This is a genomic window from Colwellia sp. Bg11-28 (assembly GCF_002836245.1).
Lineage (GTDB): Bacteria > Pseudomonadota > Gammaproteobacteria > Enterobacterales > Alteromonadaceae > Colwellia > Colwellia psychrerythraea_A.
The window spans coordinates 30850-53886 of sequence record NZ_PJBA01000001.1; the positions used below are offsets into that span (position 1 = coordinate 30850).

The window sequence follows — 23037 nt, forward strand, 5'->3', positions numbered from 1 at the left end:
AACTTAATTTTCAATTAGAAAACTTTTTTGCCGTTACGAACGAAACTAGGTTTTGTAACCTGAACTTTAATCAGTTTTTTACGCATTTCAACTTCGATTGTATCGCCTACTTTCACGCTACGTGGAACACGTGCTAAAGCAACACTGTGGCCTAACGTTGGCGAGAAAGTTCCAGAGGTAATTTCACCGTTGCCAAATTCAGTCACAACAACTTGATGTGAACGAAGCACACCTTTTGCTTCTAGTACTAAACCAACAAGCTTAGGTTGATCACCCGCTGCTTTTTGAGCTGTTAATACGTCACGACCGATAAAGTCACGGTCTGTAGGTTCCCAGCTGATTGTCCACGCCATGTTAGCGGCTAATGGCGAAACAGTTTCATCCATATCTAAACCGTAAAGGTTCATGCCAGCTTCTAAACGTAGTGTATCACGAGCACCTAGACCACAAGGAACTACACCTTCGTCTAATAGTTTTTGCCAAAAATCTTCAGCTGAATTATTTGGTACTATAATTTCGTAACCGTCTTCACCAGTATAACCTGTAGTGGCAATAAATAAATCACCTACTTGCACACCAAAGAAAGGTTTCATGCCTTCAACAGCTTCGATTTGCTCTGCTGTTAATAGTTTAGCTACTTTTGCTTTCGCTTCTGGGCCCTGTACGGCAAGCATGCCAAATTCAGGACGTTCAGTGATAGTGATATCAAAACCTGTAGATTGCTTAGTCATCCAAGCAAGATCTTTTACACGTGTCGCTGAGTTAACAACTAAACGGTAATCAGTATCTGAGAAGAAGTAGATGATTAAATCATCAATCACGCCGCCTTCTTCATTTAACATACCTGTGTATAACGCTTTACCCGGTGTTGCTAACTTAGCAACATCGTTAATTACTAAACGACGTAAGAAAGCTTTTGCATCTGCGCCTTGCACATCAACAATCGTCATGTGTGAAACATCAAACATGCCGGCATCGGTTCTTACTGCGTGATGCTCTTCAATTTGAGAGCCGTAGTTGATAGGCATATCCCAGCCAAAGAAATCAACCATTTTTGCGCCTGAAGCTAAATGCTTTGCATGTAATACTGTTTTATTAGTCATGTGTTCCACCTAAGAATTTTCAAAGTTAACTGATTATAGCTGTCACTTGCTGTTGATTCAACAGAAAAATCCAAATTTATAAAATATAAACCCGAGTTTTATTCAAAATCAGAATTATATTTTCAAAACATCCACCTTACAAAATTAATCTCATTATTGGCTCGGTGATATAGGCATAGAACAAATAAAAGCCAATAAGATTTTATGGTCATTCTTCTTGAAGAGGCGTTTTTTAGGACAATTGAGCGACGAAAGCTCAAGTTCTCGTCTTTTAAAAGCTTATTTATTTAAAAAGGATGGCAACAATAATATGTCTTCTCAGGCATTTTCGAAGAGTTAGTTCAGCAAAGCTTTATATAAGCTTATTGATTTTGACCTAGCGGTTAGCTAGATGCCGCTTATTGAAAAGTGCAGACCGCCTAGGAAACTATAGGAAGGTATTGATAAGGTAATGCAGTAATATAGCCTGATTAACCGGCGTTATTAACCGGTATAATTAACTCTCGTTGAACTCGCCACTTTCAAGAAAGTTGGGTATAACTATTATTGCTATACCCTGACAAGTACCCTTCTTATAACTTTATCTATTAGCTCATCTATTACTCTTTCAAATAATAGCGTTACAGTGCGTCTTTTTGATAAGCAAGTGCTGGCAAGTCTGCTTTAATGCCTAACGCTTGTGCGATAAGACGGTTTTTAGCTGGGGCAAAGTTATTAAGAATATTCATGCCGACACCACGGATTAATTTAACAGGTGACTGCTGTGGAGCGAAGGCTTGTTTTATTCCAGCCATCGCGGTGATCATTTCAGTGGCTTCACTTTTACGCCAGCGAGAGAACGCTTTAAGATCTGATGTATTAACGAGCTCAGCGTGATTGTCATCATGTTCATTAAGTTTTGCTGTTAAGGTTTGCGCTAAAGCCGCGGCATCAAGTAAACCTAAATTCACGCCCTGCCCTGCAAGCGGATGTATGGTATGAGCAGCATCGCCAATAAGCACTACGCGGTCTTTAACAAAGTCTTGCGCTAACCGCATGGTTAATGGGTAAGTAAAACGCTCACTTTTAAGGGTAATATCCCCTAATTTACCATCACTGGCTGCCGTTAACTCTTTAGCAAATTCAGTGGCATCAAGTGCGATTAGACGTTTTGCATCATCTGGTGAGGTTGAATAGACAATAGAACATAAATTATTTACTGGGTCAGCAATGCCCGCTGTTGACGATGCTGATTGTGCAGATCTTAGCGGTAAAAAGGCTAATGGTCCTGTAGGTAAGAACACTTGCCAAGCGGTATTCTTATGGCCTTGTGGACATTCTACTGTCGCAACAATAGCGTGGTGGTCATAATCTTTAAAGATCATCGCCATGTTCATTTGCTGGCGTACCCATGAGTTTGCACCGTCAGCGCCAACAACAAGTTTAGCGATAATAGGTGCTATTGGTGTGCTGCTGCTATTACTTGCAGAGTTATGAGTAGCAGAGTCAGTGGCAAAGGTGGCAAAGACTTCACTGTCACCCTGACTAATACTGGCTAACTTATTATCAGTAAAAAAATGAATATCTTCATCAAGTTCAGCTTGTTGCCATAGTGCGTGGCGAATCACTTTGTTTTCAATGATCCAACCAAGGTTATCTTCTGAGGGAAAACTAGCACTGTCTTTGGCTGAAAAATCGAGCTTACCTAACCCTGCTTTATCCCAAACATGCATGTGTTGATAATCTTGTACTCGGCTGTTTTCAAGAGCAGACCAAACGCCTAAATTAGCAAAGATATTTTTGCTAGCTACATTAATAGCACTCACTCTAACATCTATATTCTCATCAAGTTCAGGCACCGCTAAGGTATCAACCATGGCAATTTTTAGCTGACTAGTTTTACGTAAAGCTAACGCAAGTGTTAAACCCACCATGCCTGCACCGACAATTAATACATCAAATTTTTGCATCTTGTTCTCTTCAAGGTAAACCATGTGTAAATTACACTGGTTTTGTAATACATGATTAAGTTATTTGCCTAGTATTCTGCGGCAATAGTTCGATAATTAATAACCCATGGTCTTCTTAACTAAAGCATTTTTTAACGGCGACATAATATTAAGTGCTTGTAAGCCAATATTTCGGCCAACGACTAATGGCGGTAAATCATTAGCGAATAATGTCACCAATGAATCTGTTAATTGAATGACTTGCTGCTGATCTTTCGCTCTATTCATTTGATAACTATGTAATAAGGCAAAATTACCAATATCTTGTCCTGCTGCTAAGGCGTTTTTAACTAGGTCAGTCATCACCTCAACATCACGTAAGCCTAGGTTAAAACCTTGCCCTGCAATGGGGTGAATTGTATGTGAGGCATTTCCCACCAACGCCATGCGGTGATAGGTTTGCTGTTGTGCTTGTAATAACACCAAGGGATAAGTATCACGTTTACCCACATGGGTGATTGCGCCGAGGTAGCTACCAAATGCGCGCTCTAACTCAACTTTAAAATCATCATCGCTTAAGTGTTTAATTTCTGCTGCTTGCTCTGGCGTCATAGTCCAAACAAGTGAACAACGTGATGCGCCAGCAGCTGAGGATTTTGTCTTTAATGATTTTAAGGGCAACATGGCAATGGGGCCAAACGGAGTAAACCGTTCAAAGGCTTTATGATGATGTGCTTTGCTGGTTGAAACATTGGCAATTAAGGCAACTTGCTGATAATCATCACAAGTGACGTCAATATTGGCAAGCTTTCTTACTGGGGAATGAGCACCATCACAACCAAGTAGTAGCTTTGCTGACAAGGTTTCACCTGAATTAAGCGTAACCTTTACCTGCGTTTTGTCAGCTGCACTCTTGTTGCGATCTTGCCAAGTAATGTCAACTATTGAGTCAGGGCTAAACCAGTGAATGTTCTTTTTTATCGCTGTGCTATTTGTGGCACTGCTATTTTTGACATTAGTCGTATGGTCACTTAGTGCTTTTAGTTGCGCTTTACCAATAAGTGCCATTTCGATGACATAACCAAGGGCATTAACGTCATATTCCTTTGCCGTTAACCTTGCTTTGGCAAAGTGACCACGATCAGAAATATCAATATCCGTAATGGCACTGGCATCATCTTTTAGATATTGCCATGCACCCAGCTTAGCTAGGTATTTAGCGCTACCGTGAGAGAGTGCTAAAACACGTTCATCAAAAAGGGAGGTCTCAGCTGCTGAACTGGTTTGATTAAAAGCTTGGGCTTCAATAATCGCGATGGATAGTAAACTACCATCGGCTTTAGAAAGTTGGCTTAAACTTAACGCCATTAGGCTACCAGATAAGCCGCCGCCTGAGATAATGACATCAAAATGTTGGTTACTGTTTTCCATAGCGTTCATCTTATTATTGATAGTAGTATTGGCATTAATGTTGGTTGTACTATTTTATCGTTAACATATCATTAGTTTACTTAACTTCTGCTCGCACTTTATTGATATAGCTACGTTAATGAATACAATACTAGGCTCTAATCACTAAACAATTAACTGAGCGAATAAAGCAGAACATAAAGCTGTTTATGCTTTCATCAAGGCTTCGATATCTTCAATCGTTTGTGGTGAATTAGCGGTAAGGTTTTCAAATCCCGTTGCAGTTACGGCAATATTGTCTTCAATACGTACACCAATACCACGCCACTTTTCGTCAACGCTATGATCACTTAGTGGGATATATATACCGGGTTCGATAGTCATAACCATGCCAACTTCAAAGGCGCGGAGCTGTTCTCTATCAGTATTAATATGATAATCACCAACATCATGAACATCTAACCCTAACCAGTGACCCAAGCCATGAATAAAGTACTCTTTTACTTTTTTATCGCTAATTAGTTCGGTTAAATCGCCTTCAATTATGCCCAAATCCACTAAACCTTGCGTTAAAAACGCATTGGTTAAGATATTTAATTTGGCAAAAGACATACCGGGCTTAATGGCGTTAATAGCAAGGTTTTTAGCATCTAGCACTAATTGATAAATGGCCTTTTGCTCTGTGGTGAATTGTCCATTAACTGGGAAGGTACGGGTAATATCTGCGGCATAACCCGATAACTCAGCGCCGGCATCAATAAGTAGTAACTCATTATTTTTCAATACATCGCTATTATCGGTGTAATGAAGAATATTGGCGTTATCACCGCCCGCAACAATACTGGCGTAAGCTGGATGCCTTGCACCATGGCGAGCAAATTCATGAAGAATTTCGGCTTCCATTTGGTATTCAAATTTGCCCACTTGGCATTTTTGCATAGCGCGTTGGTGTGCTAAGCCAGATATATGATTCGCTTGGCGCATCAAGGCCAATTCATTTTCGGTTTTAATTAAACGTAACTCTGCAACGATAGGGTCAGCATCCGCAAGGTGTTGTGGTGTTTTAGCTCCCTGACGTATGTTACTTTTCACTTGCTTTAACCAAGTAAAAACTTGGGCAGCAAAATCATGATCACTAAAACCAAATAGCACTTGGCTTTTACCGTCAAGATAATCAGACAGTAGGGTCTCAACATCTGCTACTTCAAAACTTTCATCAACACCATATTCTTGCACAGCTTTGATTTGACCAATGCGTCTGCCCTGCCAAATTTCATGTAGAGCATCTTTAGGTAATGAGAATAAGACAGACTTATTTTGGCCTTGTTCATTTTTAAGTAAAACTAACAAAGCATCAGGCTCATTAAACCCTGTTAAGTAGAAGAAGTTTTTGTTCTGACAAAACGGAAATTCGGTATCGTTACTGCGGGTAAGTTCACTTGCAGCAGCAAACAGTGCAATACTATTATTTGGCATGTTAGCCATGAATGCAGCGCGATGTTTTTCATAGTCACTCAATGGTAATTGGCTCATTGGTGATTTACTTAACGTTACTTTACTTAAAGATGCTTCATTTAAAGGGTTAGTAGTCATGTAATATTCGCGCCTATTCAATGTTGTGCTTATTTTGCTAGCAGTAAATTATTGACTGTATTTAGTTAACAGTTATTTGAAAGTACTTTGCAAACTATAAGATTAGTGAATTATCTTTTTATCTTCGTTATTGCTTTCATTATTTGGCGGTGTTGCTAGTTCACTAAAACATAATAAAGCAGAGATTCGAACATATTCCCCAATTTCAAAATACGCTTGCTCAGTATCTTCATCTTCTTCCATGTCATCAGATAAGTTAGCAATTTCGCCAAAATCAGTCAGTACTTCTTTAACTTCGTCAGAAACAACTGGGCTATCTTTTTGCTGTAAACCAAAGCCTAAGTTAAAACCTTGTACCCATACACTTAACGCATGACCACGTTCAGCTATAGAGTCATCATCATCGGGAAGTAAAAGGTTAAAGCTATAACTGTCATCTAAGATGCTGCTCCACAATTCACTATACATTTGCTTGAGTGCTTTTTTTACTGCCGTTGGAAAGCCATCACCCTCATTAAATAAATCATGCAGCATGGCTACATAACCTTGGTCTTCAAATTCAAAACCAGCACAAACTAACCCTGTTAATACACCATGAAGTTCACTGGCATGGGACTTCACATCTTCGCTGGTCAAAATGGCTTGCATCGTAGCAAAGTCGATTAAGTTTTTGTCGGTATCGTTATTTGAGGTTATTTCAGTCATGATTTACTTTCTATACTTGCAGGGAGTTATGGGAAGTAATGGTATCACTGCCGAAAATGACAGAAAAGGAAAATAACAGAAAATGACCATAAAGCGCGCTATTTACTTGCATAGGGAGCTCAGCATCGCTATCATTAAAAATAATAAGCTAAAATAGCTTTGATCTTACCTATATTATTAATAATACTTGGAATTTTTTGTAAATGTCGCAACGAACTGTGGAAATCAACATTGTTGATCGCAAGCTAAAAATAGCTTGCCCAATAGGGCAAGAAACTGCCTTATTATCTGCGGCGCAAGAATTAAGCGATCGTTTAATAAAAGCCGGCGCTAGCAAAGTAATCAGTACTCCAGAGCAAACCTTAGTGATGACAGCCTTAAATTTGGCTAATGATTTACTAAAAGCTCAACAACAATTAAAAATTGAGCAAGAAGATAATCAACAAAAGATTATGTTATTGCAATCAACTATAGAACAAGCCCTTTCTCATACAAAGAAAAAAATCGCTTAATCATTAGTCGCTTACTCTTTATACCTCCTTTCTGTATTTTATTATTCCCTTCGGTTAGTTAAAGCCTAAAAATAAAACAGAACGAATAAATACTCATCACTCAACGAAAAATTACAAAATAAAGCTTATTCGATGATATTTTTTTCGCTATACTAAGTTTGTCTTCTGGGGTGTTTGTGTGTGAACTATGTCCCTGAGCCGATAAGTTTTACCTAAGGAAGTTGACTATTAACTTTTGCGCAAGCCCGGCTCGTATCGGGAAGCCTACGGTTAGCATGATATTTCCGCCCTGAACACCCGGTGTTCAGGACAAATGTGAACTGCGGCACCTTGGAAGCGACTTTTTTCTTCAGAAACTTCATTTAGAACATCAAGAATATTTCCTTAACAAATCAATATCAGCGATATTTCCGCGCATCTCTAGAGAAGCACCCGGTGTACACTACAAATGTGAGCTGCGGCACCTTGGAAGCGACTTTTTTCTTCAGAAACTTCATTTAGAACATCAAGAATATTTCCGCCCATCCCTCACTCTAGATCCAATTGGATAATTAAAGTCCCTAACTAGCATTGTTCGACTACCACAACCCTTTCGCCTACTTTCATCCTCTATGGCATTGATAGGGATTAGATCGAAAAAGGGGAAAGCTTTCGCTTTCCCCTTTGTTTAATAACTTACACGACACTTACGACAATGCAGTGGTTAAACTGCCTTGTCTAAATGAGATTAACTAAACTACGAATTTATCAGAAACCTGATTAAGCTCTTGAGATAGATATTCAAGCTCTTCAAATTTCTCTCGAGAAACTGAAGAACCTTCACCTATCTCTTTTGCAAGACTAGCAATGCCAGTGATGCTTTCAGCTACTTGGCTAGCAACATCTGATTGCTCAGAAGCAGCGGTGGAAACGTGTATATTCATTTCTGTTAGCTCCTTTATTGACTCTGAAGTTGAATCAATAAGGCCTCGAATAGCTGACATTGCATCAGACACCGCGGCTCTTTTCTCTGCAGATTCGCTCATATCTTGAATAGTACGTTGAGAACTGCTTTTCAGGCTATCTAAAATATCTGAAATTTCAACAGTACTTTGTTGAGATCTTTGCGCTAGGGTGCGAACCTCATCGGCAACAACAGCAAATCCTCGTCCTTGCTCACCGGCACGTGCCGCTTCAATCGCAGCATTTAAAGCGAGTAAGTTTGTTTGTTCTGAAATGCCTTGTATTACCCCAAGAACAGAATTGATTGATTCAACATTGCCACCAAGCTCTTGTACTGAATGTTCAACATTTTCGAGTAATAAATTGAGTTCGTTCATGCGCTGATTTGAAGAATGCACTTGCGTCAGAACATTTTGCATTTCTATTTCAGCCTTTTCAGCAGAAGTACGCGTTACTTCGGCGCTATTAGCAATTTCTGCTGAGGTTGATGCCATTTCCTCAACAGCGCTAGCGACTTGTGTCGTTTCTTGCATTTGTTGGTCTGAAGAATCTTCAAGTCTACGTTGACGTTCTGTTGATTGAACCGCCATCTCAGCTAAATTAACACTGGTTTGCTTGATATTACGAATATCACCACCGAGTGCTTTTAGAAAGCGATTGAAGTTATTCGCAATATCACTTAAGACATCAATAGGACTATCTACTATAGTCTGCGTTAAATTTCCTTCACCTTTTGCTAAGGCTTCCACGGATGAAGATAAGTTTTTAAGGGCACTGTAAATGAGTTTAATAGCAAAGGTAACGATAAAACCGACAATTAGCGCAATAATCAATGTAGTTACCAGGCTTTTAGTAATATTGCTACTTTGAGAAGAAGAAATGGTTTCATCAATAGAAGCTATTACAGTATCCATAGAGTCAATATAAAATCCTGTTCCTATCATTAAATCCCATTTATCTATATAAATGGCGTAGCTATATTTAGGAGAAGCTTCAGTTTCATTTAGTTTAGGGAACCAATAAGTATAAAAGCTTCCACCTTGTCTACTTTTATTAACTAAGTCTCGAATAATATATTGACCTTGCTTGTCTTGAAGGTCCCAATAATTTTTACCAATACCTGCGGTTTTATTTCCCATCAATACTCTTTCGCCATCATTTTTGTAGGCAAATATATAACCAGAGCCTTGATCGAAAGTCAGGTGAGATAACATTTTTAATGCATCATCATAACCTTCGGTACCTGATTGATTAACATAAGGTTGAATAAGAGATTCTACAGAATCAATAATAGCTTTTAGACGGTCTTTTTCGATCGTTAATATCGTCTTTTCAGTTAACGTAGTGACGTCATCACCAAAACTTTTAAGTGAACTAAATTGAAGATACAACCCCAGCATAGCTACAAATAAAAACGGCAAAAATGCTAGTGCATATATTTGTACTCTAAGTGACTTGAACATAATCCTGCCTAAATTAAATTATTGAAATTCATGAGAATATTGAAATTATACACTAACAGCTTAGTATATAAATACTCTGTTAGTCTAAAATAAAGGATTATTATGTAGAATATTAGAGCGTTAAGGTTATTATTAATTCACCTTAAAACTCTATCATTCTCATTGCCGCTAAATCAGCTATTTACCATAGACCATAGAGGGTAACCACAAGGCAACTTCTGGATACATAATTAACGCCCCAAGACCTAATAATTGCAATATTATAAAGGGTATTACGCCTTTATAAATGTCGGTTAGTTTGATTTCTGGAGGACAAACACCTTTTAAATAGAACAAGGCAAAACCAACAGGTGGTGTTAAAAATGAAGTTTGCAGCGTAACGGCTATCAGCATGACAAACCAAACTAAAACAGGTTGATCTAATCCGTTAACAGCCCCGATGCCAAAGTCTAACGAACTCACTACCGGTGCCAATAAAGGTAATACTATTAAAGTGATTTCTATCCAGTCCAATAAAAAACCTAATAAAAATACGATAACAAGAATAACAAATAACACACCATAGGGACCAAAAGGTAAACCCGTTAACATGCTTGATATAAATTCATCACCACCTAATTCGCGTAACACCAAGGAAAAAATTGTTGCACCTATAAAAATGGCAAAGATATAAGCCGTCGTTTTATAAGATGCCATCAACACTTCGTGAAATACTTTAAAATTAAGTTTCTTATTCAATGCAGCTAAGATAGTTGCACCTAGTGCGCCAACACCACTCGCCTCGGTCGGTGTGGCAATACCTGCAAAAATAGAACCTAATACCGCAATAATTAATACCAGCGTTGGCAGTATAGCTTTAAAGACTTCTACCAAGACTTTAGCCGTCAATGGGCGGCGATTTTCAGGCGCTGGAGCGACTTCAGGTTTAAAAAATGACAAGCCTAAAATATAAGCGAGATAAACCACACCTAACATTAATCCAGGGAATACTGCGGCAGTGAATAAATCACCAACAGACAGTGCTAATTGATCAGCCATGATCACTAACATAATGCTTGGTGGTATTAAAATGCCTAAACAACCCGCACTACACACTATGCCTGTAGCGAAGGTTTTGGAATAATTTTGCTTCATCATGGCAGGAATAGATAACAAGCCAAGTAATACAACAGATGCACCGATAATGCCTGTAGAGGCAGCTAAAATAATACCTATCAAGGTTACAGTGATACCTAAACCACCACGAACACGACCAAAGAGCTCTTGCATTGCCATCATCATGCGTTCAGCTACGCCTGATTTATCAAGCATTAAGCCCATAAAAATAAACATGGGTAAGGCAACCAGCACCCAGTTTTCCATCAAAGAAAATATCCGGGAAACAGAGAGGCCTAGAACATTTAAATCAAGTCCGGTAAACGTATCCAAATGCAGATCTGACAAATAGCCTATACCACCAAATAGAATACCAACACCGGCTAGAACATAGGCGATTGGAATACCAGTAAATAGAAAGACAATGAAGGTTAAAAACATGCTGATAACTAGAATTTCATTAATAGCCATGATCACGTCTCCTTTTGAGTTATGGTAATAATATTTCGAAACATACGTGCGAGCACAGCCATAGCTAATAAGATAAAACTTGCAGGGATCGCAGCTTTAATTGCCCATCGAAATGGCATACCTAATGGTGAAGACGAACTTTCGCCCAGCATGTATGAATTGGCGACATAATCGAAACTATTAAATAAAATGACAAAAATGGTTGGAAAGATAAAAAAGACAGCACCGAATATTTCCCATTTCAGCACCGTTTTAGGTTTCAGCATTGAGGCAACAACGTCGACTCTTACTTGTGAGTTAGTTATTTCGGCGTACGATAAACCGAACATGATACCTATTGCGTATAGATGCCATTGAATCTCTTCAAATAAAATCAGTCCATTGTTGAAGCCGTACCGCATGGTTACATTTAGGATAATGACGGCAATTAATAACGCTGAAGACCAACAACAAACGGCAGATACTTTAAGAATGATGGCTTCAAAAATGTCGGCTGTTTTTAACATTGATCGTGCTACTGAGTTGGTAGGCTTAGAAAATGAATCAGTCATAAGATTCTCCTAATTCAATAAAAAACCTAGAACCCGAAGGTTCTAGGTTGTGCAAATAATGGGAGTTACTGCACGTAAGTAAGCGTTTAAAGGCTAGGTTTTGGGCGAGGTAAGAAAGCGTTTGATTCCCATAAATCGTAAGTTTTACGGAACTTAGCTAAGTCATCATGTATTTTCTTAAAGGCTGGATCTGCAGCCGATTGTTCAATAACTACTTCATCCCACTTAGTTTTAAACGTCGATAACATTTCAGGCGACCAATATTTGTTTATTACGCCATCTTCAATGTTTTGCTTCATGACTGGTGCTTGAATTGCTTCACCGAGCGCAATAGCTTCTAACGTTGCTGATTTACATAAGTGCTCAATAACTGACTGTTGACGTTCACTCATTTTTTTCCAGGTATCTTTATTGATAATGAGTTCCATCATCGTGGCTTGTTGATGCCAACCAGGGAAGTAGTTGTAGTTAAGCAGTTTCTTTACACCAATACGTTGATCAACTACCGGCATTGAAAATTCAGTGGCATCGATAACACCTTTTTCAATGGCAGGGAAGATTTCACCACCAGGTAAACCTACGGTACTAACACCCAATTTTTCCATGACCAGAGCGCCTAAACCGAAGAAACGCATTTTTAAACCAGCTAAGTCTTCAGGTTTGTTAATTTCGTTTTTAAACCAACCTGATGTTTCAGGGGCTAAAACACCACACACTTGCACTTTTACATTAAGGTTATTGTCATCATATAATTCTTGATGCAATTTATTGCCGTTGCCATGATAGAACCAAGCTAAATATTCAGGTGCTTCTGGACCAAAAGGAACCGCTGAAAACAAACGAGCCGCGGGGATTTTTCCGCCCCAGTTACCTGCTGTAGCATAACCGGCTTGTACCTTACCTGTAGATACTGCATCAAGTATTTCTTTCGGGTTAACGAGTTTATTAGGCTCGTAAATTTTCATTTTTAACGTGTTGCCACTTAATGTTTGAATATTGTCAGATACATACTTAATGGTTGAACCTAAGCTTGGTAGTACCGAGTTATAATAAATAGGCGTCTTAAGAAGCATTTTCTTTTCAGCCATAACCGCACCTGAGAAACTGCCTGCAATTAAAGTACTTAATAATAATAAAGGAAATTTTTTCATCGTCTTTCTCCTGTAGTGTTTAGTGAAAAATTAAAGGACGTATTTTGCTGAGAATTGTAAGTAATTTGAGTTTTTGTTGACTTCCGCCATTTCAAAATTGCCGACTTCAACACCAAAAGAAAGTTGCTTAGTGTAATTTTTGAATAGATTAACTGCCACGTGGTTATTTTTAACGTTACCTAGATCAGTATCAGTTGTGCCGTAGTAAACTGTTGAACGCATATCTTCAGTCCAATAATGACGATAAGCAGCCATTATTGATGTTGATTGTTCTGCTTCTTCACCGACTAAATCTCGTGCAGTAACTACGCTAACGTAACGGCCAGTTTTGCCACCATGTACTTGGAAACGGAAATCATCTTTGCCGAACGTTTTAATACGACCAGCAACACCAAAACCAGCAGCAGACACAGTATCGCCACCAACGGTATTTAATTGACGGGCTACACCTGAAACTGACACATTACCCCAGTCACCTTTAAAGGTGTATTTAGCAATAACATCTGGTATTGAATCTTGGGTGTTATCACCTTTGTCTGAATATGGGTTTTCTAAAGACAGCTGTAAGCCACCATTTGTATAACGAATCTGACCTTGTCTGATGAATGACTCGGCAACTAAAGGCCCACCGAAATCAGCAGATTCAGGTATAGCACTGGTATTCATAAAGGTGGTCCATGTTTGACCTACAGTGATATTTTTATATTTGATGAACGCGTGACGTAATCTAGGGTGTGAGGAGTTAGAAATAATTTGGTTGCCACCACCACCGTAAAAATCTATTTCAATAAAGCCTGTAACATCACCATGCACATATTTGGCATTAAAACGCGTTTCATTGGCTGTAAATTTGGTTGTTGAAATATCATCTGTAACTGAGGCAGCGCCAATCCAGTAATCATTGCCCGTTGCAGGAGCGCTTACATCACCACTAACAGTACGTATGTCTGCTTTGATGAAGCCACCGAAAGTAATAGAATCTTTATCGCCTAAATCAAACGTATAACCTGCATATGACGGTGCTGATACTATTGCTGCCAACATAAAACCGGATTTTATTATATTTTTCATTATTGTTACCCTTTTTATTGAGACTTGGATGATTTGAATCATCTCGCTTAGTGCTAGGTATACAATATTGAAATTACCGACTACGCGTAATCGGCGAATGTACGTATTTTTTCTACGTGTTTATACTTAGTTTTGCTAAAAACAGGGCAAATACCGTTTAAAAAATCAGCAAAAAAGTAAAATAACGAAATAACGAAATAATTTACTTAAATACTTACTTAAGTCTTAGGTAAATACTTAATCACTTGATGGATTTGATGAGAACACTATGGCTAGTTATATGACGGAATTGAGCTGAGTTTTAATTTGAGTTACTACGCAGTTAACAGAGCTGCTCGCTAACAAGTTAATAAATCAATAGCTTGTGCAGTTAATAAGGGGAGGAGTGAATAGGTATAGGTATAGGTATAGGTATAGGTATAGGTATATAGAATTAGTATGACTTAACAAGGTAGAAAAAATCCTCGCTATTTTAGCTTGCCATTAATAAATGGCACCTCAACTATTAGTAAAACGACATTAATTTATGAGCAAATCTCAGCTATTACATGCTTTTTGGAAATAAAAAATTAATAAATACACCATTATTAAAGAGTCACATTAAGTATAGACTCAATAATCTGATTAAAAATTGACTGGTATAAATCTACAATTATTACTAATACTTAAGTCAAAATTGACCGTCTATGGTTTTAAAGTAACTACCATACGTTTTAGCAAACGGATTAATTTCTTCATCAAGTTATCGTTTATTTAGTGCGTTTTTAAATTTACCGCATCATAAATACATGAAAGCGCATCTCATCAATAAAAGAACACGTACGAAAAATTGCAGAGCTAGCTATAGTAATAGCAGGAGCGATTAAATTGGCTTTTCACAGAATGCCAATATTGATTAGCAATCGTTAATCGATTACATGGATAAAGTAACACTATTAGAAGCTATTAATGAAAGTCACTCTTTAAAGTGATTGGGTATTATACCCAAACTACCTGAAGATGCAGGTTTCAGCTGGAATTAGAAATGCCTTTAAACAAGGCATTGATTGAAGAGAATAGTTATTCTATTGTCGAAATCAATAACGCAGCATAAAGCGTTTCTAAACCAGCCCTGCGGGGACGTATGAGCAAACCATGTTCTTCGTTGCCTCCTTTTTAAAGGGAATAACCCTTAATAAAAAGAGCCGCCTTGATCATGAATCGCTCAAGCGTCCTGAAACACACATCTTCAAGTGGTTTGGGTATAGTCATGCTAAACAACATGACTTGAAAGAAAGGGTTATTAAGTGAATATAAATTTAAAATTACAACTGGTTACTATTGTACCTTTGGTATTAGCACTGGTTGCCGTGCTCATCGTTACACAAGTACAGTATCAGTCCTTATCTGAACAAACCGTTTATGAGTATCGTCATAGCGTGATGAGTCATCGTAAAGACGAATTACGTAATTACGTTGCACTTGCTGAAGGTGCCACAGAACATATTTATAAAAATAAAAACCTAAGTAATGAACAAGCGCAGACGTTAGTTAAGCAAGTATTATCTAACATGCGTTTTGGTAAAGACGGTTACTTTTTTGCGTATCATTATGATGGAACAGCGTTGCTCATACCTGGACAAGAATGGCGCATAGGTAAAAACTGGCTTGATCTTGAAGATAGAAACGGCGTGAAACTAATTCAAGGCCTTATTGAAAATGCAAAAAGTGGTGGTGGTTATCTAAACTATGTTTTTAATCAACCATCAAAAGGCGGCGAAGTTGGTAAAAAAATTGGTTATTCAAGAGAGTTAGAAGATTGGCAATGGATGATAGGCACGGGTGTTTATATTGACGACATCGATCAAGAAATTGCGGTGTTAAACGCTTCCATAGGTAAACATATTCGAAATACTTCAGTCATGACCCTTATTATTGGTTTAGTAGCCGTTATCGCCATATTTTTTACCGGTCAATTTATTCGATTCAGTGAAAGAAAATTGGCTAATCGAAAATTACGTGAACTTAATGAACGTATTTTTCAAACGCAAGAAGAAGAATGTAAACGAGTATCACGAGAGCTACATGACGGCATTAGTCAAACTATCGCAGCTGCTCGATTCTCCTTAGAAACAGCTCAGTTAAAACATCAAAACAATGATGATGCCAGTAATGAAATGGAGCGTTCCATGGAGCTTATTTGCAAAATAATGGGTGATATCCGCGCTATTTCACATCAACTGCACCCTGGCTTGCTCGAAGATTATGGTTTAGGCGCTGCGCTAGAGGAACTGGGGCGAGACTTTTCTCAGCGCACTGAGATTCAAGTTGACGTAGAGCGTTTATCACTTCGAAACATCTTATCTACTGAAGTTAAAACCGCCTTATACCGAATTGCTCAAGAATCTTTAACCAATATTGAACGTCATGCCAATGCGTCAAAAGTGAGTATATCCTTGAAGCTAGTGCCAAATTGGTTAGTACTTGAAATTATTGATAATGGCCAAGGTTTTGATTATCAACGTTACGATAAGAGCCGAGACAAGAAAACTAAAGTTCATCAAGGTATTGGTCTGCGCAATATGAAGGAGAGATTAAGCTTTTACCAAGGAGATTTAACGGTTAAATCAGAACATGGTGGTACCAAAGTTTCAGCCCGCATACCGCAATCACAACTGCGTTTTAACGCAAGTAATGCCAGTGAAAACTAAAATGAAGAGAATATTATGATTAAAGTGCTATTAGTTGACGATCATCCGCTTTTTAGAGAGGGACTGAAACATCGCTTGAGTCTTGATGACTGCATAGAGGTTGTAGGTGAAGCTGAAAATGGCAAACAAGCATTGGAGCTTATTAAGAGCCTTGATTTTGATATTGTTTTAATGGATATCAATATGCCTGAGATGGATGGCATGTATGTACTTGAATTGATTAAAGAGCAAGATTTAGATTGCAAAGTGCTTATGTTAAGTATGCATGACAATAAAGAGTACATTTTAGGTGCTATGCGTCATGGCGCCGATGGATATATCTTAAAAGACGTGCCTGGTGCTGAATTAATAGAAGCCATTAAAAAAGTCATTTCAGGTAAACATTATTTCAGCTCAGAAGTTACCGAGATCCTTTCAAAAGAGCTCGCTGGTGAACAACGTGGCATTGTTACTAGAAGAGAGCAATTGGTATTAAGACTGATTTCACAGGGCTTGAACAACAAGCGTATAGCGCAAGAATTAAATGTTAGCGTACGCACGGTTGAAACCCATAAGCGTAATATAAAACAAAAGCTTGGTATAGATTCAACCGTTGGTCTTATGCGTTACGCCATTGATTATGGTTTAGACCGCTAGGGTTACTGATTAATTATTTTCTCATGGAGCTTTAGTAATAGTGCCTGCTGAAGTCTCATGAGCATTGGTCGAATTAACATACAAACACACTATAGTGAACTTCGCAGCAAGACATAGAATCAATGTGTCACTTTTGTCCTCTGCGCTAATGACACTCTTAATCAAATAACAATCCCCTTGTTCTTGAAAGTTTATCCTCATTAAAATTGAACCATTAATAAATCTGATTGGTATAAATACTGTATTTTGTACGACATAACTAATCTTTTTTTTTTAATAAATGAGAGGGTTTTAGTATGATAGTATTGTTAGATATCCAGTCTCGGTATAGGGAGCATACATTTGTATAATCAGAAGAATGAAGAGTTAATAGAGAGCTGGAATAAAACACTTGCTGTCGTTGCTAAACTCGCCTCAGTGCCTGTTGCTTTAGTGATGAAAATAGAAAAAAATAATATCACCGTTTTTTGCAAAAATTCTGGTACCAGTGATAATCCCTACTCTATTGGAAATTCTGAGTGTTTAAGCGGCTCAGGGCTTTATTGTGAACAAGTCATAAAGTCACAACAGATACTAAATATTCCCAATGCCCTACTTGATGAAAACTGGAATAACAATCCCGATTTAAAACTTAATATGATAGCCTATCTAGGACTGCCCATTGTCGATGATAGCGGTAGTCTATTTGGTACCCTTTGCATTTTAGACAACAAAGAGCATGTTTTTTCAGAAACAACTATTGGACTATTAGAAGCCATTAAACAAAGCTTTGAGGTACAGCTAAAACACCTGCATCAACAGCATATTATCGAAGAGAAGCAAAAGCTTGAAGAGTTATCAATTTTAATCAGTGGGCTTTCTCATGAAATAAATACCCCCTTAGGTATCGGAATAACGGCCACTAGCATAATTGAGTCAAACATTGAAAATATCCAGCAAAAATTAGCCTCAAAATCTCTCAGTCAAAACACACTAGCATTAGGTCTTAGTACAATTAAAGAAAGCGTAACTTTACTCAGCAATAGCCTTAATCATACCGCAGAACAAGTCAGTAAATTACAAGACCTTTTAATGTCTAATGATGTAAAAAATTATCAATTACTTGAGTTATCCTCTTTAGTAAAAAACACCTTTAAAAAACATAAAGACATCCTTAATATTCATAACGTTAAGTACAAAATAAAACATCAGGATAACGATAATACTCAGGCTTTTATTGCACCTGATTTACTGCAACAAGTTTTACTCATTCTCTGTAAAAACTCTCTAGAACATGGCTTAGTTGATATAGAAAATCCGTCAATAAGCATTGAATTTGAAAATTATCTCGATCTAATCAAGTTGCACTTTAGAGATAATGGCCAAGGAATTGCTAACAGCGAATATATAAAAATCTTCAATCCTTTTTATACCACAAAGCGTGCGACGGGTAGCAGTGGCATAGGGTTAAGTCTTGCCAAAAGAATAGTAACCCAACAGCTGCACGGTGAGATATCAATAATGGACTCTTCTTCTGGTGTTCACTTTGTAATAACCCTACCTAAGCTGGCTGACTCATCCTCTAGCAAATAAGTAGCGTAATCTTTGTGTTATACCAATCGGACTAATTTATTGATCACTTAGCGAGAATTAAAAGGCTTAGAGGCAAGGCATTGATTGAAGAGAATGGTTATTCCCTTGTCAAAATCAATAACGCCGCATGTAAGCCTTTTAAACTCGCCCTTCGGGAGCCCATTAGCAAACTGATAACATCACAAAATGAATGAAATATAGACTAACTATGTTTAACTCATTTTGCTTGTTTTAAGCTCGCTAATGTAACTCTAAGCTGACCAATAAATTAATCCGTTTGGTATTATTTACCACTATCTAATGTTCAAGTTTTACAAAGTCAGGTCGAGGTAAATTATCCAATATACTGTAAAGATAAATGACAATCAGTGTTAACGCTGCAGCAATAAAGAATAACCAAGACCCGCCAAGTTGGTCGAGAATAATACCGCCGCCTAATGGCGCTATCGCATAGCCAAATTCATAAAATGAAGCTGCACCAAAATAAGCACCACGTAGATGCTCTGGTGCCAAACGATCAATATGCACATTCATAGTAGGGAATAAAATAGTTTCCGCTAAGCTCATCACTACAATCGCACCAATCCACCCCCAAAAAAGCGTTAATGGATTTACCGCTAGCCAAATTTGTGAGCACATCAACAAGACTAGACCGACTTGTATTCGGCTAATTAAAGATAAACTTGCCATTAACTTCAGTAATAGAAATTGCGTTGAAATGATCACTAACGCATTGGTAAAAATCATCGCTGAAATAAGCTGTAATAAATCAGGGACTTTAGCTCGCGTTAAATATTGTATAAGCGAGCTATCCATTTGTGCATAAATAAACATGCATAAGATATTGGCAAAAATAAGACATTGTAATAACTTATCAGCCATTAATACCTTTAGTATTTGATTACTTGCACTATTTTTCGTTGTGATTTTAGTCTGCGTTTTATTTTGATTGTGAGTCTCAGTAGAGATGCTATTTTTTTTATTATCCAGCGAATCGGCAGCCCTTTGATTAGCTTGCACTGATTTTTCGTTCTCTAACTTACTGTGTTGATGAAAGCCCCACCATAAAAGCACCAATAAAAAGGAAAATGCTGCTGCCGTAATATAAAAACTTGATTGCTCTCCTGTTAAACCTAACCACAGCCCTAACATTGGGCCGACAGCACAACCGACATTAACGACAAAATACAATGACTGCATGGCTAGTTCGCGAGTGCCTTTATCTTTGATGATATCGCCGATTAATGCTGAGGTGAGTGGCCGCCAGAGCGCAGTAGCAATTGAACACAAGGTGATCACCAGCGAATAACCGGCAATGGAATCCACCTCAGCTAATATCGAAAAAGAAATGATATATAAAATACCACTGGCATACATTAACTGATGACGGCCAATTCGATCAGATAACGCGCTACCAACGAAACTCACTAGCACTGAAATAACGGCAGCGCTTGAAAGAATGAGCCCTACATGTGTGGCAGATAATGCAAACTTTTCGTAAAGGATTACCGCTAAAAATGGCCATACCATGTAGTAACTACCACGGGTGATAAATGAACCAAATAACAAGATCCACATTAATCGTGGGAATGCTTTAAAGCGCTTTACTGAAACAACATTAGACATGAACTTCCTTATACCAAACGGCTCAATAATTGAGCTTTCAAGATAAAATTTAAAATCAGCTATTTCAAACCGTGCTTTATCTTGAATACAACCAGTTATATAAACAAAAAACCTTACTTAATTAATTGTATTGCTTTTGGGCCGAGAAAAGCAATACAATTTGTTCGGATAATCTATTTAATATTGCTGAGCAAAAACTATTACTACTCAAGAGATAAAGCACAAAGTACCTACTAACTCAGCCCCTATTGGCGTGTTTGACTCCGGCGTAGGCGGACTTTCTATTGCTAAATGCATAACCGAGCAACTTCCCCATGAAAATATTATCTATATTGCCGACAGTCTTCATGCTCCTTATGGCGAAAAATCTGTAGAATTTATTATCAAGCGTGTTAATTACATTACCAAGCAACTTATTGATAAGGGTGTAAAAGCCATAGTTATTGCCTGTAATACTGCAACTGTGAATGCCATTGAACAACTTAGATCGCAAGTGAGTATTCCTATCATTGGGGTTGAACCGGCAATTAAGCCTGCTGCAAAGCAGAGTATCAGTAAAAAAGTGGCTATATTAGCGACACAAGCAACCAGCGAAAATCAGCGTTTTAAAGACTTGATTGACTTACACCATAATGGTGCTGAAGTTCACATTCAACCCTGCCCTGGCCTAGTTGAATTTATTGAACAAGGTAATCAAAATAGTGACGATTGTAATGCCTTGTTAAAACAATATATCAATCCCCTCATTAAAGAAGGTATAGACACGCTAGTACTTGGTTGTACTCATTACCCTTTTGTTCAAAAACAAATAAGCCTCATTGCCGGTCAACAAGTAACAATTATTGAGACAGCCGCACCGGTTACAGTGCAATTAAGCAAGAAATTAGTAGAAAGAGAAATAAGTGCATGTAAAACACAGCAAGGACAATATCAATTTTTTAGCTCGCTTGAAACAAAACAGCAAGAACAAATATTTAGTCAATTGTGGCAGGAACCACTTACTTTACATGCGTTAGAGCCTTAATAAATTTCCCCTTCGATGACTTCGTTTAGCTGAAACCTACCCAGAATATTACGCTAGTTCAATAAAATCACAATTAATTAGAGACGTTTAGCCGTCTAGGCGTAAAAAAGCTAGAAAGTTGTTTTCAACAGGTGTAGAATCGCCCCATTATTTTGTATAACTCAAATTTTTCTGAGGATTTATGTCTAGACATTTTTTTACTTCCGAGTCTGTTTCTGAAGGCCATCCGGATAAAATTGCCGATCAAATTTCTGATGCGGTATTAGATGCCATTATTGCCAAAGATAAACATGCTCGTGTGGCCTGTGAAACGATGGTAAAAACCGGTGTTGCTATTATTTCTGGTGAAGTATCAACTAATGCTTGGGTTGATTTAGAGAAACTTACCCGTAATGTGATTAGTGACATAGGCTATACCTCATCAGATGTTGGTTTTGATGGCGCAACTTGTGGCATCATGAATTTGATTGGTCAACAATCACCTGAAATTGCTCAAGGCGTAGATCGTAGCAACCCAGAAGAACAAGGTGCTGGCGATCAAGGTTTAATGTTTGGTTATGCAACCAATGAAACCCCTACCTTAATGCCTGCACCATTATACTACTCACACCGTTTAGTTGAACGTCAAGCTGAAGCGCGTAAATCAGGTGTTTTACCTTGGTTACGCCCAGACGCTAAATCACAAGTAACATTTATCTATGAAGATAATAAGCCAGTTGCTATTGATACCGTGGTACTTTCTACGCAGCATAACCCTGATATTAAACAGGAAGATTTAGTTAGTGCTGTAATGGAAAATATTATTAACCATGTATTACCTGCAGAATTATTAACTGAAGATACTAAATACCATATCAACCCAACAGGCCGTTTTGTTATTGGTGGCCCAGTAGGTGATTGTGGTTTAACGGGTCGTAAGATTATTGTTGATACTTATGGTGGTATGGCTCGTCATGGCGGTGGAGCTTTCTCAGGTAAAGATCCATCAAAAGTTGACCGTAGTGCTGCTTATGCTGGACGTTATGTTGCTAAAAATATTGTGGCAGCCGGTCTTGCAGATCGTTGTGAAATTCAAATATCTTATGCCATTGGTGTTGCTGAGCCTACGTCAATTTCAATTGATACCTTCGGCACAGGCAGTATTTCTGAAGAAAGATTAGTTGAAATAGTACGTGAACATTTTGACTTACGTCCTTATGGCATCACTAAAATGTTAGACTTATTACACCCTATGTATCAGCAAACTGCTGCCTATGGTCATTTTGGTCGTGAACCATTTGAAATGACCGTCGGTGATGATACTTTCACAGCCTTTAGCTGGGAAAAAACTGATAAAGCAGACGATTTACGTAAAGCTGCAGGTTTATAGTTAATACCGAATCAAGCTAAGGAGAAACTGAGTTATGCACTAAAGCATTACCTAGCCTCTCCTAACTAATTAAGGGATAGATTTTTCATTAACTCTATCCCTAAAAAAACCAGTTTATCTAGTAG

17 protein-coding genes and 1 other RNA gene are annotated in these 23037 nt (G+C 38.0%); 7 read left to right on the forward strand and 11 right to left on the reverse strand.

Going from position 1 to position 23037, the window contains the following annotated elements; all coding sequences use genetic code 11:
• Positions 1-14: 14 nt before the first annotated feature.
• The 5 genes from gcvT to CXF79_RS00130 all read right to left on the reverse strand — a co-directional run bounded on the left by gcvT (position 15) and on the right by CXF79_RS00130 (position 6739).
• Positions 15-1103, reverse strand: a complete 1089-nt coding sequence (gene gcvT / locus CXF79_RS00110) for a glycine cleavage system aminomethyltransferase GcvT (protein WP_011042111.1) — start codon at positions 1101-1103, stop codon at positions 15-17.
• Positions 1104-1723: 620 nt separating this feature from the next.
• Positions 1724-3052 carry a UbiH/UbiF/VisC/COQ6 family ubiquinone biosynthesis hydroxylase gene (locus tag CXF79_RS00115; RefSeq protein WP_101153470.1) on the reverse strand — a complete coding sequence of 443 codons (1329 nt, stop codon included), beginning with the start codon at positions 3050-3052 and terminating at the stop codon, positions 1724-1726.
• Between the two features lie 96 nt (positions 3053-3148).
• Positions 3149-4462: a 2-octaprenyl-6-methoxyphenyl hydroxylase gene (ubiH, locus tag CXF79_RS00120; protein WP_101153471.1), complete on the reverse strand. Its 1314-nt coding sequence runs from the start codon at positions 4460-4462 to the stop codon at positions 3149-3151.
• A 186-nt stretch (positions 4463-4648) separates the two neighbouring features.
• On the reverse strand, positions 4649-5974 hold the full coding sequence (pepP, locus tag CXF79_RS00125; RefSeq protein WP_041737369.1) for a Xaa-Pro aminopeptidase: 1326 nt from the start codon (positions 5972-5974) through the stop codon (positions 4649-4651).
• Between the two features lie 162 nt (positions 5975-6136).
• Complete coding sequence (locus tag CXF79_RS00130; RefSeq protein ID WP_011042107.1) at positions 6137-6739, reverse strand: UPF0149 family protein; 603 nt, start codon at positions 6737-6739, stop codon at positions 6137-6139.
• Between the two features lie 203 nt (positions 6740-6942).
• Here CXF79_RS00130 and CXF79_RS00135 point away from each other — a divergent pair, with 203 nt between their 5' ends.
• The gene (locus CXF79_RS00135) at positions 6943-7251 is read left to right on the forward strand and encodes a cell division protein ZapA (RefSeq protein WP_101153472.1); all 309 of its coding nucleotides are present in this window, start codon (positions 6943-6945) and stop codon (positions 7249-7251) included.
• Between the two features lie 159 nt (positions 7252-7410).
• A non-coding RNA gene (gene ssrS / locus CXF79_RS00140) (6S RNA) lies at positions 7411-7592 on the forward strand.
• Between the two features lie 390 nt (positions 7593-7982).
• Here the strand turns inward: ssrS and CXF79_RS00145 are convergent.
• The 5 genes from CXF79_RS00145 to CXF79_RS00165 all read right to left on the reverse strand — a co-directional run bounded on the left by CXF79_RS00145 (position 7983) and on the right by CXF79_RS00165 (position 13995).
• Complete coding sequence (locus CXF79_RS00145; RefSeq protein WP_101153473.1) at positions 7983-9656, reverse strand: methyl-accepting chemotaxis protein; 1674 nt, start codon at positions 9654-9656, stop codon at positions 7983-7985.
• 177 nt (positions 9657-9833) lie between these two features.
• The gene (locus CXF79_RS00150) at positions 9834-11222 is read right to left on the reverse strand and encodes a TRAP transporter large permease (RefSeq protein ID WP_011042103.1); all 1389 of its coding nucleotides are present in this window, start codon (positions 11220-11222) and stop codon (positions 9834-9836) included.
• 2 nt (positions 11223-11224) lie between these two features.
• On the reverse strand, positions 11225-11773 hold the full coding sequence (locus CXF79_RS00155) for a TRAP transporter small permease subunit (RefSeq protein WP_011042102.1): 549 nt from the start codon (positions 11771-11773) through the stop codon (positions 11225-11227).
• Between the two features lie 86 nt (positions 11774-11859).
• On the reverse strand, positions 11860-12924 hold the full coding sequence (locus CXF79_RS00160) for a TRAP transporter substrate-binding protein (RefSeq protein WP_011042101.1): 1065 nt from the start codon (positions 12922-12924) through the stop codon (positions 11860-11862).
• A gap of 30 nt (positions 12925-12954) precedes the next feature.
• Entirely contained in the window at positions 12955-13995 is a 1041-nt protein-coding gene (locus CXF79_RS00165) for a DcaP family trimeric outer membrane transporter (RefSeq protein WP_101153474.1), read from the reverse strand.
• A 1286-nt stretch (positions 13996-15281) separates the two neighbouring features.
• Between CXF79_RS00165 and CXF79_RS00170 the strand changes: the two genes are divergently transcribed.
• The 3 genes from CXF79_RS00170 (at position 15282) to CXF79_RS00180 (ending at position 18893) form a co-directional block, all read left to right on the forward strand.
• Positions 15282-16685, forward strand: a complete 1404-nt coding sequence (locus tag CXF79_RS00170) for a cache domain-containing protein (protein WP_101153475.1) — start codon at positions 15282-15284, stop codon at positions 16683-16685.
• Between the two features lie 15 nt (positions 16686-16700).
• Positions 16701-17321 (forward strand): response regulator, encoded by a 621-nt coding sequence (locus tag CXF79_RS00175; protein WP_011042097.1) that lies wholly within the window; start codon positions 16701-16703, stop codon positions 17319-17321.
• A 342-nt stretch (positions 17322-17663) separates the two neighbouring features.
• The gene (locus tag CXF79_RS00180) at positions 17664-18893 is read left to right on the forward strand and encodes a GAF domain-containing sensor histidine kinase (protein ID WP_101153476.1); all 1230 of its coding nucleotides are present in this window, start codon (positions 17664-17666) and stop codon (positions 18891-18893) included.
• A 297-nt stretch (positions 18894-19190) separates the two neighbouring features.
• Here CXF79_RS00180 and CXF79_RS00185 read toward each other — a convergent pair whose 3' ends face one another.
• Positions 19191-20519, reverse strand: coding sequence for an MDR family MFS transporter (locus CXF79_RS00185; RefSeq protein ID WP_101153477.1), 1329 nt, complete (start codon positions 20517-20519; stop codon positions 19191-19193).
• 253 nt (positions 20520-20772) lie between these two features.
• Between CXF79_RS00185 and murI the strand changes: the two genes are divergently transcribed.
• Positions 20773-21543, forward strand: coding sequence for a glutamate racemase (murI, locus tag CXF79_RS00190; protein WP_101153478.1), 771 nt, complete (start codon positions 20773-20775; stop codon positions 21541-21543).
• A 181-nt stretch (positions 21544-21724) separates the two neighbouring features.
• Positions 21725-22912: a methionine adenosyltransferase gene (gene metK / locus CXF79_RS00195; protein ID WP_011042093.1), complete on the forward strand. Its 1188-nt coding sequence runs from the start codon at positions 21725-21727 to the stop codon at positions 22910-22912.
• Positions 22913-23037: the final 125 nt, after the last annotated feature.